The 12,903-nt window shown below is 64.6% G+C and carries 13 protein-coding genes; 8 read left to right on the top strand and 5 right to left on the bottom strand.

Annotation, left to right across the window (positions count from 1 at the left end; translation table 11 throughout):
• The first annotated feature begins 20 nt into the window (after window positions 1–20).
• Both EAE28_RS12275 and EAE28_RS12280 read left to right on the top strand, forming a co-directional pair.
• A complete protein-coding gene (locus EAE28_RS12275) occupies window positions 21–608 on the top strand; it encodes a F0F1 ATP synthase subunit B' (RefSeq protein ID WP_127106600.1) in 588 nt (195 codons plus the stop codon).
• Window positions 605–1,159 (top strand): F0F1 ATP synthase subunit B, encoded by a 555-nt coding sequence (locus tag EAE28_RS12280; RefSeq protein ID WP_127106602.1) that lies wholly within the window; start codon window positions 605–607, stop codon window positions 1,157–1,159. Before EAE28_RS12275 ends, EAE28_RS12280 begins: the two co-directional genes overlap by 4 nt.
• An 80-nt stretch (window positions 1,160–1,239) precedes the next feature.
• Here the strand turns inward: EAE28_RS12280 and EAE28_RS12285 are convergent, their stop codons facing one another.
• Window positions 1,240–2,286, bottom strand: coding sequence for an NAD(P)/FAD-dependent oxidoreductase (locus tag EAE28_RS12285; RefSeq protein ID WP_127106604.1), 1,047 nt, complete (start codon window positions 2,284–2,286; stop codon window positions 1,240–1,242).
• A gap of 55 nt (window positions 2,287–2,341) precedes the next feature.
• Between EAE28_RS12285 and mnmC2 the strand changes: the two genes are divergently transcribed.
• Both mnmC2 and EAE28_RS12295 read left to right on the top strand, forming a co-directional pair.
• The gene (gene mnmC2, locus EAE28_RS12290; protein WP_246022340.1) at window positions 2,342–2,998 is read left to right on the top strand and encodes a tRNA (5-methylaminomethyl-2-thiouridine)(34)-methyltransferase MnmC2; all 657 of its coding nucleotides are present in this window, start codon (window positions 2,342–2,344) and stop codon (window positions 2,996–2,998) included.
• Window positions 2,995–3,873: a DMT family transporter gene (locus tag EAE28_RS12295; RefSeq protein ID WP_127106608.1), complete on the top strand. Its 879-nt coding sequence runs from the start codon at window positions 2,995–2,997 to the stop codon at window positions 3,871–3,873. The genes mnmC2 and EAE28_RS12295 overlap by 4 nt, the downstream gene beginning before the upstream one ends.
• Here the strand turns inward: EAE28_RS12295 and EAE28_RS12300 are convergent.
• Entirely contained in the window at window positions 3,870–4,181 is a 312-nt protein-coding gene (locus tag EAE28_RS12300) for a hypothetical protein (RefSeq protein ID WP_127106610.1), read from the bottom strand. The two genes, EAE28_RS12295 and EAE28_RS12300, sit on opposite strands and share 4 nt — an antisense overlap.
• Window positions 4,182–4,382: 201 nt before the next feature.
• On the opposite strand from EAE28_RS12300, the gene EAE28_RS12305 reads away from it, so the two are divergent.
• On the top strand, window positions 4,383–5,966 hold the full coding sequence (locus tag EAE28_RS12305) for a GMC family oxidoreductase (RefSeq protein ID WP_127106612.1): 1,584 nt from the start codon (window positions 4,383–4,385) through the stop codon (window positions 5,964–5,966).
• Window positions 5,967–6,137: 171 nt separating this feature from the next.
• On the opposite strand, the gene EAE28_RS12310 is transcribed toward EAE28_RS12305, so the two are convergent.
• Complete coding sequence (locus tag EAE28_RS12310; RefSeq protein WP_127106614.1) at window positions 6,138–6,593, bottom strand: Lrp/AsnC family transcriptional regulator; 456 nt, start codon at window positions 6,591–6,593, stop codon at window positions 6,138–6,140.
• Window positions 6,594–6,726: 133 nt separating this feature from the next.
• Here EAE28_RS12310 and hppD point away from each other — a divergent pair, with 133 nt between their 5' ends.
• The 3 genes from hppD to EAE28_RS12325 all read left to right on the top strand — a co-directional run bounded on the left by hppD (window position 6,727) and on the right by EAE28_RS12325 (window position 11,243).
• Window positions 6,727–7,821: a 4-hydroxyphenylpyruvate dioxygenase gene (gene hppD / locus EAE28_RS12315; protein ID WP_127106616.1), complete on the top strand. Its 1,095-nt coding sequence runs from the start codon at window positions 6,727–6,729 to the stop codon at window positions 7,819–7,821.
• A 168-nt stretch (window positions 7,822–7,989) separates the two neighbouring features.
• Entirely contained in the window at window positions 7,990–9,003 is a 1,014-nt protein-coding gene (locus EAE28_RS12320; RefSeq protein ID WP_127106618.1) for a TAXI family TRAP transporter solute-binding subunit, read from the top strand.
• Between the two features lie 74 nt (window positions 9,004–9,077).
• Entirely contained in the window at window positions 9,078–11,243 is a 2,166-nt protein-coding gene (locus EAE28_RS12325) for a TRAP transporter permease (protein ID WP_127106620.1), read from the top strand.
• Window positions 11,244–11,361: 118 nt separating this feature from the next.
• On the opposite strand, the gene EAE28_RS12330 is transcribed toward EAE28_RS12325, so the two are convergent.
• Together EAE28_RS12330 and EAE28_RS24400 are read right to left on the bottom strand one after the other, a co-directional pair.
• Window positions 11,362–11,802, bottom strand: a complete 441-nt coding sequence (locus tag EAE28_RS12330) for a DsrE family protein (RefSeq protein ID WP_127106622.1) — start codon at window positions 11,800–11,802, stop codon at window positions 11,362–11,364.
• A 129-nt stretch (window positions 11,803–11,931) separates the two neighbouring features.
• Complete coding sequence (locus EAE28_RS24400) at window positions 11,932–12,837, bottom strand: GNAT family N-acetyltransferase (protein WP_127106624.1); 906 nt, start codon at window positions 12,835–12,837, stop codon at window positions 11,932–11,934.
• Window positions 12,838–12,903: the final 66 nt, after the last annotated feature.

A 12,903-nucleotide genomic window follows, 5' to 3' on the forward strand; every position in this document is an offset into this window, starting at 1 on the left:
GGTCAATCAGGAGGACGCCCATGTCTGCAGAAACCGCAGCCGAGCAAATCGCCGAACACGGCGCCGAGCACGGTGCCACTGCCGCGGGTCATGCGACCGAGGCGGCCTCGGGTGGTATGCCGCAACTCGACTTCGCAACCTTTCCGAACCAGATCTTCTGGCTCGTGGTGGCGCTTGTCGTGCTCTACTTCATTCTCTCGCGCGTGGCGCTGCCCCGGATCGGCTCGGTTCTTGCCGAACGTACCGGGACCATCACCAACGATATCGCCGCTGCCGAGAGCTTCAAGACGCAGGCCGCCGAGGCCGAGGCAGCCTATCACAAGGCCCTCGATGACGCGCGCGCTGCTGCTGCCAAGGTGATCGAAGACGCCCGCGCCGAAATCCAGAAGGATCTCGATGTGGCGATTGCCAAAGCGGATGCCGAGATTGCCGCGCGTACCGCGGAATCCGAGGTTCGCATCGGCGAGATCCGCGACAGCGCGGCCGAGGCGGTTACGACCGTCGCCAAGGACACCACCAAGGAAATCCTGGGTGTGTTCGGGGTCAAGGCTGATGCCCGGTCGGTGACCGCTGCTGTGTCGAGCAACCTGAAAGGGGGTGCCGCATGATCCGGCTTCTTTCCCTGATTCTGGTCGTTGCCGCGTCGCCGGCGATGGCTGCCGGTTGGTCGCTGTCGCTGCGCAACACCGACTTCGTGGTGTTGCTGGCCTTCCTGCTTTTCGTCGGCGTGCTGCTGTACTTCAAGGTTCCCAGCCTGCTGGGTGGCCTGCTGGACAAGCGCGCTGCGACGATCCGTGCCGAGCTGGACGAAGCCCGCAAACTGCGCGAAGAAGCGCAGGAGCTGCGTGCCTCGTTCGAGCGCAAGAAGGCCGAGGTCAAAGAGCAGGCTGACCGCATCGTGGCCAAGGCGAAAGCCGATGCCGAGCAGGCCGCTGCGCAGGCTCGCATCGATCTGGAAGCCTCGATCGCCCGCCGTCTGCGCGGTGCCGAGGAGCAGATCGCATCGGCCGAGGCTGCTGCGGTGAAAGAGGTTCGCGATACGGCGATTGCGGTGGCCATTTCGGCGTCGCGTGATCTGATCGCCAAGAACCTCAGTGCCGAGGATGCCAACAAGCTGATCGAAGACTCGATCGCAACCGTGGATGCGCGTCTGCACTGACCGCGCTCTGATGTTGCCCGAAAGGCCCCGCTCGCGCGGGGCCTTTTCGTTTGCGTAGGTCGGGGTTCACCCCGACTCTCTCACTGTCTTTTCAAACTATCCCCGACGCGGAAACCGTCCGGCACCGCATCTTCGCCGTCCAACAGCAGATCCGCCGCCAGTTCAGCCAGTTTCGGCGCCATGCCGAAGCCGATCTTGAACCCGCCATTCAGCACAAAATGCCCCGGCCGCCCCGGCCATTCGCCCAGCATAGGCGCGCGCGACCGGCTGCGGGGGCGAACGCCGGCCCAGCGTTCCAGCAGTGGCGCTTCGGCCAGATCGGGGCTCAGCGCACGGGCGCGGGCGATCAGGTCATCAAGCAGTCCGTTAGTGGTGTCGGGTGCGTCGTAGTCACGCTCTGACGTTGAGCCCACAGCAACGGTGCCGTCAGCATGGGGGATGATGTGCAGCGCCTCAGCGAAGAGCTGGGGCGAGTCGCGGAAATCTGCGTGGAACAACGCCGCCTGCCCTTTGACCCCGTTGCCGAAGGCCTGGCCAAGATCAGCGCCCAAGGCCGCGAGTCCCTGCACCCCCGTCGCCCAGAGCACCGTCCCTTCGGGCGCAACCGAGCCAAATTCGATCGCCACCCCTTTGCTGGCCAGCGCCGACACCAAGGCCTCCGCCGCACCGCGCGGGCGCAGGCGGGCGGTGAGTGTGTCGTGGATAATCAGGCCGGTGGGTGACGAAAGCCGCATCCCCGGCACGCTGCCCACCGGCACCACGTCCCAAACCGCCCGCCCCTGCCAGAGTTCCCGCGCATTCGCGCCCCGCTCGCGGGCGCGCTCAACCGCAGCCTCATCCGCCAACGGCTGCACGCGCCCGGTACGCGCATAGCCCGGATCGCGCCCGCTGGCCTGCGCGACGTCGCGCCAAAACCCTTCGGCCATCATCAGGCTGTCGAATTGGAACGCCTTCTTGGTATTCCACTGCTCGGGCACATGCGGCGCCAGCGCGCCGACAATCCCGCCCGACGATCCCGCGCCGACGCGCACCGCCTCGATCACCCGGACCGAGGCCCCTCGCCGGGCCATCGCCCAGGCGGCCGTCAGGCCAAAGATGCCCGCGCCCATCACCGTGATTTGTGCCATTGCCTTTCCCTCGCCTGCGCGTAAAGGTCACCCGTTCCTAATCCTTCACACGCGTATGAACCAGCCCAGCCTGACATGGACCGACGCCGACACGCCGGTCGCAACCGCCTTTGATGACCCCTATTTCACCGGGGGGCTGGAGGAGACCAATCATGTGTTTCTGGCCGGTAACGGTCTGCCCGAGCGCTTGCGCGACGGGTTCCACGTCGCCGAGCTGGGCTTTGGCACCGGGCTGAACCTGCTGGCACTTGCAGAAGTCTGGCAGGGGGAGGGAACGCTGCAATTCACATCCTTCGAGGCCTTCCCGATGGCCGCCACCGACATGGCCCGCGCCCTCGCGCCCTTCGGGTTGCCGCACACAGACGCCTTGGTCGCGCAATGGGCCGCCGCCACTGGCCCTGTGCGCCAGATCACCCTGCCCGGCATCGAAGCCCGGATCCACATCGGTGACGCGCGCGAGACGCTGCCCAACTGGCCGCATGTCGCGGACGCGTGGTTTCTGGACGGCTTCGCCCCCGCCCGGAATCCCGAATTGTGGAATGAAGCCCTGATGGCGCGGGTTGCGCGCCACACCGCGCCGGGCGGCACCGCTGCCACCTACACCGCTGCGGGCCATGTCCGCCGCGGGCTTGAGGCCGCAGGCTTCACCGTTACCCGCCAGCCCGGTTTCGGGCGCAAGAAACACATGACCACCGCCAGGATGCCCGAATGACCACCCGTCAGAACACCACCCTCGGCGTCTGGCTGATGGTCGCGGTTACGTTGATCTTCGCCCTGCAAGACGGCATCTCGCGCCATCTGGCCGGGGAATACAACGTCTTCATGGTGGTGATGATCCGCTACTGGTTCTTTGCCACCTTCGTCATCGTCCTCGCCAGCCGCATGGCAGGCGGATTGCGCAACGCGGCACGCGCACGCGCACCTAAGACGCAGATCTTTCGCGGAGCCTTGCTGGCGCTTGAGATCTTCGTGGCGATCATCAGCTTTGTCTGGCTGGGTCTGGTCGAGGCCCACGCCGTCTTTGCCACCTATCCGCTGCTGATCGCCGCACTGTCGGGGCCGGTGCTGGGCGAGAAAGTCGGCTGGCGGCGCTGGGTCGCGATCGGCATCGGCTTTGTCGGCGTGCTGGTTATCCTTGAGCCGGGCTTTGGCGTGTTCAAGCCCGAGGCGCTGATGGCCGTCCTCGCCGCCTTCATGTTTGCGCTCTACGGGCTACTGACCCGCTTCGTCTCGCGTTTCGACTCAAGCGCGGTCAGTTTTTTCTGGACCGGCGTTACCGGCGCGGTGGTCACCACCGCCGTCGGCATCTGGTTCTGGGAGCCAATGATCGGCAGCGACTGGGCATGGATGGCGCTGCTCTGCGTCACCTCTGCCACCAGTCATTTCCTGCTGATCCGCGCGTATGAGGTTGCCGAGGCCAGTGCGATCCAGCCGTTCGCTTACCTGCAACTGGTCTTCGCCAGCACCATCGGGATCACCATCTTCAACGAAACACTACGCCCCAACGTTGCCGTCGGGGCGGTGATCGTGGTCTGCGCCGGGCTGTTCACCCTGTGGCGCGCGCGGGTGGCGGAAGCCCGGCCTTAACCGCTGGTGCAGAGCTGCTCGGCCAGCGCACCAAAAGCACGGTAGCGGGCCCAGAATTCATTGTCTGCCCGGGTCGGTGACATGCGCACCGTCTGTGCCTCATCGGGATCGGTGAAAAAGCGCGCGGCGCGGCGCTGTTCCGACCGGGTCAGCGTGCGGTCGGCGGCGGCGTCGATGCAGCGGCACAATTCGCGGTTCGACTGACGACGTTCCGAGTCATTGCAGGCGCGCTCGACCGGGCCAGCAAATGCGGTGGCCGGAGCCAAGGTTACAACCGCAAGAAATGCGGCGCTCAACAGATATTTCATAGATGCCTCGTTCTGGAGTGCAGCCCTTGGCAGGCCGTCTTAACAACGCGTTATAACACTACGTTAAATATACCAAAAATGCGGTATCGGGACAACCGCTAGCACTGGTATCGGCGGGTTTCCCCGCCGCAAAATCAGGGTCGCTGCGTGATTGCACGCGAATCGCCCTCTGCTAATCTTACCATAACTTCGGGGGGAACCATGGCGGATTGGGACTATATCATCGTGGGCGCGGGCAGCGCCGGGGCCGTTCTGGCCAATCGCCTGAGTGCCAGGCACCGGGTGCTGTTGCTCGAGGCCGGGGGCAGCGACAATTACCTCTGGGTGCATATCCCCGTCGGTTATCTCTACTGCATCGACAACCCCCGCACCGACTGGCAGTTGCGCACCGCCGCCGAGCCGGGTCTGAACGGCCGCTCGCTGCTCTATCCACGCGGCAAGGTGCTGGGTGGCTGCTCGTCGATCAACGGCATGCTCTATCTGCGCGGACAGGCGGCGGATTATGACCAATGGCGGCAGGCGGGGAATACCGGCTGGGGCTGGGATGATGTGCTGCCGTTCTTCAAGAAGCACGAGGATTACGCCGCGGGCGATCCCGGTGAGATGCACGGCACCGGCGGCGAATGGCGGGTCGAGAATCAGCGACTGCGCTGGGATATCCTCGATGATTGGGCGAAGGCGGCGCAAGAGGTGGGCATCCCTGCGGTACAGGATTTCAACACCGGCGATAATGAGGGCGTGGCCTATTTCAAGGTCAACCAACGCTCGGGCTGGCGCTGGAACACGGCTAAGGCGTTCCTGCGCCCGGCGCGGCGCTCGGGCAATCTGCAGATCCATACCGGCGCGCAGGCTACCGGGCTGATCTTTGACGGCACCCGCTGCGTGGGCGTTCGATACCTGCGCGACGGCCACCCGACCGAAGCGCGCGCCGCGGCCGAGGTTATCCTGTCGGCAGGGTCCATCGGGTCGACCCAATTGCTGCAACTGGCGGGGATCGGCCCGGCCGAGCGGCTGCAGGCGTTGGGAATCGCGCCGCGCCGTGACTGCGACGCGGGGGAAAACCTGCAAGACCACCTGCAACTGCGGCTTGCTTACAAGGTCACCGGGGGCAAGACACTGAACACCATGGCCAATTCTCTGGTCGGTAAGGCCCTGATCGCGGCGCAATACGCGCTGATGCGGTCGGGTCCGATGTCGATGGCGCCCAGCCAGCTGGGGGCCTTTGCCCGCTCGGGCCCTGACGTGGATCGCGCGGATCTGGAGTACCATGTGCAACCGCTCAGCCTGGACGCTTTCGGTCAGCCGCCGCACTCCTTCCCAGCGATCACCGCCAGCGTCTGCAACCTGCGTCCCGAAAGCCGTGGGCATGTGCGCATCGCCTCGACCGATGCGCGGGAAGCGCCAGTCATCGCGCCCAATTACCTGAGCGCCGCCGCTGACCGCCGCGTGGCCGCTGCGTCGATTCGCCTGACGCGGCGGATCATGGCGGCACCGGCCATGGCGCGTTATGCGCCTGACGAGTTCAAGCCCGGCCCACAGGCGCAAAGCGAAGATGACCTGATCCGCGCCGCCGGCGAGATCGGCACAACCATCTTTCACCCGGTGGGCACCTGTCGGATGGGCACCGATCCGCGCGCGGTGGTCGGGCCGGACCTGCGGGTGAACGGGGTGCAGGGGCTGCGGGTGGTGGATGCGTCCGTGATGCCGACCATCCCGTCAGGCAACACCAATTCGCCCACCCTCATGATCGCCGAAAAAGCCGCTGCGATGATTTTGGCAGGGTAGAAGGGGGCTAGCCCCCTCGGCGCGTTCCGCGCCTCACCCCCAGGATATTTAACAGAGCAAAGAGGGGCGGTTAACGATTTGTTAACGCCACATTTTCTGTCTGAAAATATCCTCGGGGGGTGAATTCGGCGTCAGCCGAAGAGGGGGGCGGAAAGCCCCCCTTGCCCGTCCCTACAGGGGAAGTCCGGCGAAGGTCTTGAGCTGGTTCATCACGATCTGGCTCTGCACCCGTGACACCGCCGGATGTGGTAGGAGCCGCTCGTGGATCAGCACGTTCAGCGCCCCGAGATCCGCACACCAGACGCGCAGCAGGTAATCGGCCTCGCCGGTCAGGGTCCAGACGCTGACCACCTCGGGCAGCGTGCCCAGCAGCCGCTCGAAGCTTTTGGCGCGGTCGGGGGTGTGGGTGGCCATCTGCACCTGCACAAAGGCCTGCACACTCAGCCCCACCCGGGCCGGGTCCAGCCGGGCGGCGTAGCTGATGACATAGCCCTCGGCCTCAAGCCGGGCACGGCGGCGGGCGGCCTGGCTGGGGGACAGGTTGATGCGCGCGCCAAGCTCTTGCGCGGTGAGCATTGCGTCGGTCTGGATCAGTGCCAGAATGCGCGCATCTGTTTCGTCGATCATGACAGTCCATCGCACTAAAGTGGCAAAATTCGCATATCACGCGCATCACCCGCCGCCACACTGCCTCAGTTCGCGCCCCGCGCGCAAGCCATGCGTCCTAAGATGCACCCAACACGCATCATAGGAGAACGTCATGGGCCCTTTCCCGCATAACGCCCCGCGCGCCACGATCAGCGAAAGCAACCCCGCCGGCACCGACGGGTTCGAGTTCGTCGAATTCGCGCATCCCGAGCCCGAGACGCTGCGCACCCTTTTCGCCAAGATGGGCTATGAGAAGGTCGCCACCCACAAGACCAAGGCGATCGAGCTGTGGCAGCAGGGCGACATCACCTATGTGCTGAACGACGAACCCGGCAGCCACGCCCGCGCTTTCGTGGAAGAGCACGGCCCCTGCGCCCCCTCGATGGGCTGGCGTGTTGTCGATGCCCAGCACGCCTTTGACCACGCTGTCGCCAAGGGGGCCGAGCCCTACACCGGCCCCGGCAAGACCATGGATGTGCCCGCGATCAAGGGGATCGGTGGCAGCCTGATCTATTTCGTCGATCAGTATTGGGATGCCTCGCCCTATAACGCTGAATTCGACTGGATCGAGACGGCGCATCCGCAGGGCGTGGGCTTCTTCTACCTCGATCACCTGACCCACAACGTCCACAAGGGCAACATGGACGTCTGGTTCAAGTTCTACGGCGATCTGTTCAACTTCCGTGAGATCCGTTTCTTCGACATTGCCGGCAAGTTCACCGGCCTGACCAGCCGCGCCCTGACCTCGCCCTGCGGGCGTATCCGCATTCCGATCAACGAGGATCGCGGCGAGACCGGGCAGATCGTCGAATACCTCAAGCGCTACAAGGGTGAGGGCATTCAGCACATCGCCGTCGGTTCCGAGGATATCTACAGCGCCACCGACGCGATCGCCGAGCGGGGCATCAAGTTCATGCCCGCCCCGCCGCATGCCTATTACGAGCTGAGCAAGGACCGCGTCACCGGCCATCAGGAGCCGCTGGATCAGATGGAGAAGCACGGTATCCTGATCGACGGTGAAGGGGTGGTAGATGGCGGCGAGACACGCATCCTGCTGCAGATCTTCTCGAAGACCGTGATCGGGCCGATCTTCTTTGAATTCATCCAGCGCAAAGGCGATGACGGCTTTGGCGAGGGTAACTTCAAGGCGCTGTTTGAATCCATCGAACAGGATCAGATCGAGCGCGGCGTTCTGAAAGCCAGCTGATCGGGCGGGGCACAGAGGGTCGCACGCCTTGCCCTCTGTGCCCGTTCACCCGCCGACGATCTTTATGTTTGATTTCTGAAGCGAGTCAGGCATCCTTTCCCCAGCGTCGGAACAACCGACGGCAGAGCGACGTCTCTGACACGATAAAAGTCCTTGGGAGGATACCTTATGCTGAAGACCCTGACCCGCGTCGCCGCGGTGGCTGTTGCCATGTCTGCGCCCTTTGCAGCGACTGCCCAGAACACGCCGCGCGCCTATGTGCTGACCACTGCCGGAACCGGCGGCACCTATTATCCGGTCGGCGTGGCGCTGGCGACGCTGGCCAAGATCCACCTGCAAAACTCGCAAGGCATGGACATGTCGGCGATCTCGTCCGCCGGTTCGGGCGAGAACGTCGTGCTGATGCGCGAAAATCAGGCGCAATTCGCCATTCTTCAGGGTCTCTTCGGCGCCTGGGCCCGCAACGGCACTGGCGCGCTGGAAGAGGCCGGACCGCAGGAAAACCTGCGCTCGATTGCGCTTCTGTGGCCGAACGTCGAGCATTACGTTCTGCGCACCTCGATGGCGCCGACCGGCACTGTCGCTGATCTGCAAGAATTCAGCGGCACCTTCAGCCTTGGCGCGCGCAACTCGGGCAACGAGTTCTCGAACAAGTTCATGCTGGAGAATTTCGGCATCGACTGGACCCAGTGGAATCAGGTGTATCAGGGCTTTGGCCCCTCGGTTGACGGGATGATCAACAGCACCATCGACGGCACGATCATCGGCTCGGGCGTTGGCGTCAGCACGATGACGCAGGTTGCGGCGCAGATGGGCGATGATGTCACCCTGCTGAACATCACCGATGAGCAGATGGCGGCCATGGATGGCGGCGCGGGGCTGTATTTCCGCTTCACCATTCCGGGCGGCACCTATCCGGGTATCGACGCCGATACGCAGACCATCGCGCAGCCGAACTTTCTGGCGGTGAATGCCGATGTGCCCGAAGAGGATGTCTATCTCTTCACCCGCACGATCTATGAAAACCTCGCCTTCCTGTGCAACATCCACCGCGCGACCTGCGACATGTCGCTGGACAATGCCATGTCGGGCCTGCCGCTGACCCTGCATCCGGGTGCCGCGCGCTATTATGAAGAGGCCGGGCTGACCATCCCCGCCAACATCGCCCCCGTCGCCGAGTGACCGGCGCTCACCGCTGACGCTGAGCCGCCGCGCGTTCCCCGCGCGGCGGTGTTTGTGCTTACCGCGAGGGTGCCATGTCCCGATCCCCCGATGCCGCCGCCGCTCCGGCTGCCCCCGAACCCGCAGTCAATGAGGCGCTCGATACCGGCGAAGAAGTCAATCTGCGGATGCGCCCGGCGGGCAGCCTGCCGGGGCGTGTCGCCTTCTGGTTCGGTGTCGCGCTGTCGCTGTTCCACATCTGGATGAACACGCTGGGCACATGGCCCGAGCTGTGGCAGGCCTGCTTCCACTTCGCGGGGTTCGGCTTTCTGTGTGCGCTGCTCTATCCGGCTTTCGCCGCCACGACCGAACGCGGCAGGCGCTGGGTGCTGGGGCTGGATGTGGTGCTGGGCCTCGGTGCGCTGTCGCTGTTCGCCTATCTCTATTTCAACGAGCTGAGCTTCTATTCCCGCCAGCAAACCACCGGCTTTGCCTGGTATGACTGGCTGTTCACCGGGATCGCGCTGCTGCTTGCCATCGAATTCACCCGCCGCACGACGGGCTGGGTGATCCCGATCCTGATCATCCTCAGCTTTACCTATGTCACCCTGTGGGGTCGCTGGGTGCCCGGGATGCTGACTTTTGCCGGGCTGCGCTCGGACACCATGCTGTTTCGGATTTTCTATACCGATGACGGGATGTTCGGCACGGTCGGGCGGATCTCGTCATCCTATGTGTTCATGTTCATTCTGTTCGGTGCCTTCCTGCTGCGTTCGGGCGCCGGGCATTTCATCATCGACTTCGCACAGGTGCTGGCGCGGCGGATGGTCGGCGGGCCGGGGCTGGTGGCGGTGATCGGCTCGGGGCTGATGGGCACGATTTCCGGCTCGGCGGTGGCCAATACGGTCAGCACCGGCACCATCACCATCCCCTTGATGAAGCGCGCCGGGATGCCCGCGCAGACCGCCGCGGCGACCGAGGCCGCAGCCTCGACCGGCGGGCAGATCATGCCGCCGATCATGGGGGCGGGGGCCTTTGTGATGGCCTCGTTCACGCAGGTGCCCTACCTGACCATCGCCGCCGTGTCGGTGATCCCGGCGATCCTGTATTTCGTCTCGATCGCGTTCTACGTCCGCATCACGGCCAAACGCCTGAACCTGAAACCGCAGACCGATGAGGTTATGAAGACGTTGGGACAGGTGCTGCGCGAGAATGGTCTGGCGTTCTTTGTGCCGATCGGCGTTTTGGTCGGGCTGATGATCTGGGGCTATACCCCGACCTATGCCGCCGGTTTCGCCATCCTTGCCGTGATCGTGGCCAGCTGGCTGACCAAGAACCCGATGGGTCCAAGGGCGGTGCTGGAAGCGCTGGCACTGGGCGCGCGCAACATGGTGATGACGGCGGTGCTGCTGATCGCCATCGGCGTGGTGATCACGGCGGTGACGCTGTCAGGCGTCGGCAACACGTTTTCGCTGATGATCGACGAATGGTCCGGCGGCTCGGTGTTGATCGCGATCATGCTGATCGCGCTGGCCTCGCTGGTGCTGGGAATGGGGCTGCCCGTGACGGCGGCCTATATCGTTGTCGCCACGCTCAGCGCGCCTGCACTGGCCGATATGATCCTGCGGTCCGAGGTGATCGACATGATCGCCATGGGCACCATCGGACCGGGACCGGGGGCAATGCTGATGCTGGGCTCGCCGGAGCACGCGGCGGCGATCGGGCAGCCGATGGACCCGGGGCTGGCGGCGCAGATCCTGTCTGCGGCACCCATCGAGTTCAGCCGGATGATCACCGAACAATCCCTCGCCCCGCAGGCGATTACCGCAGCGTTTCTGGCAGCGCATCTGATCGTGTTCTGGCTGTCGCAGGACAGCTCGGTCACGCCGCCCGTGTGCCTGACCGCCTTTGCGGCCGCCGCGATTGCGGGGTCGCGACCGATGGCGACCGGGTTCACGGCGTGGAAGATGGCCAAGGGGCTTTACATTGTCCCGCTGCTCTTTGCCTTCTCACCGCTTTTGTCGGGAACGATCTGGCAGCAACTGGAGATCGCGGTCTTCACCATCGCCGCGCTCTACGCGCTGGCGGCTGCATTCGAGGGGCATATGGAAGCGCCGATTGGCTGGCCGATGCGCGTGGTGCTGCTGGGCCTGTGCGCGGTGCTGATATGGCCGGTGCAGGAATGGGAGCATTACGCGGCGCTGGTGGTGTTTGGCGTGCTGCTGGCGTGGAACGTTCGGCAGGACCGCGCGGCGGCGTAGGGCGAGGGGCTGCTCGCCCCTCGCGCTCCCTCGCCAGAGGGGGGAGCACGCTCCCCCCTCTGGACACCCCCCGTGGATATTTACAGACAGATGATCGCGCGGACTGTCGTGAGATCCATCAGGGGCGCAGATAGGCCCAGCCTTGTTGCTGCAGCTCGATCAGATGGACCGCGCCCGAGGGAACAATCTGTGCCTCGGGCAGCAGGGAAATGTCGTGTCCGGCTTGCCGTTGCATGCCTTGCAGCGTGTTGTTGCAGGCCTGAAAGCTGATATTCTCGTGCTCCAGCGACATCTGGCTGATGCGGTCCGCCACCGGTGAGGTATCGGCGCGCAGCATGACCAGACCGGGGCCGTAGGTGACGATCTGGATCTCGACCTCTTCGCCCTGTTCTTCGTAATACTGGATGATGTTGTTGGCGTTGTTCAGCACCATGTTCATGCGGGCGGGGTCGTTTTCGTCCAGATGAATGGCGACGCGGTTGACTTCGGCCAGAGCGGCGAGCGGGGCAAGGATAAGCAGCGCGGCAAGGCCTGCGCCGCGCAGGGCGGTGGTGATCATGGGGTGTGTCCTCCCGTGGGTGACACGCGTCCTCCCAAAACGCGTGGGGCCGATGTGGACCCAGTCGCAGGATAGGCACGAGACAGCAGGTTGCGCAATAAAGAGATGCGCATATACGAATGCACTTGGTCAGACCGACCGCTGATAGGTGATCGATGTCGGGCGGTCATAGCCTGCATGCGCGGTGCGGTCGGTTTCCACGAAGCCCATCGCCTGAAACGCGGCCTGATTCTGCACCAGCTCCACCCGCGTTTGCAGCGTGACCGAGGGCAGGCCCAATGCCCGTGCGCGCGCGACCGCCAGGTCGACCATCACCCGCGACAGGCCAGTCCCGCGCTGGGCTTCTGCAACCGCCAGCTTGCCCAGATAGAGCGTGTCCGCCTTGGGCGTCAGGATCACGCAGGCGGCGGGGCCGGGTTCGATGACCCACAGCTCATTCAGCGCGGCATCGCGGGACAGATCGTCCACCGTCATCCGGTTCAGCGACGACGGCGGGTCGATCACCCCGTCCATATAGGCGAACGATGCCGTCAGCAGGGCATGAACCGCGCGCATATCCTCATTCTCCTGCATCCGCCGGGGCGCCAACCCGCATTCCATAAACACCGAGGCCGGCACATCCGCATAATCGCCGAACGGCCCACACCGGTTGAACCCGTGGCGCTGGTACAGCTTGATCGCCTCGACATTCAGCGGCCCGGTTTCCAGCATCAGCCGGGGGACCGCCCGCTTTCGCCCCTCGGCCAGCAGCGCGACCATCAGCGCATTCGCCACGCCCTGGCCGCGCGCGGCGGGGTCGACGAACATCGACTTCACCTCGGCATACCCGTCGCGCAAGGCCAGAGCCGCCGTGCCAACAACCCGCCCGTCCAGACGCGCGGTGAAAAAGGCGATGTCGGGCGTGCAGAGGTCGTCAATCGACAGGAAATGATTATCCTCGGGCGCGTAGAGGCTTTGCAGATAAGCATGCGACGCCTGCAGCAGCGCGGTCGCGCCGGGGTCGCGGGGGGAATCGGCGGTGACGGTGACAGGCATCGGAACTCTCGTGCTTTTCGGCCACGCTGCGGCAGGATGGCGGCGTGGTCAATCCCCGCCTTGTGT

Source organism: Pararhodobacter zhoushanensis (assembly GCF_003990445.1).
GTDB lineage: Bacteria > Pseudomonadota > Alphaproteobacteria > Rhodobacterales > Rhodobacteraceae > Pararhodobacter > Pararhodobacter zhoushanensis.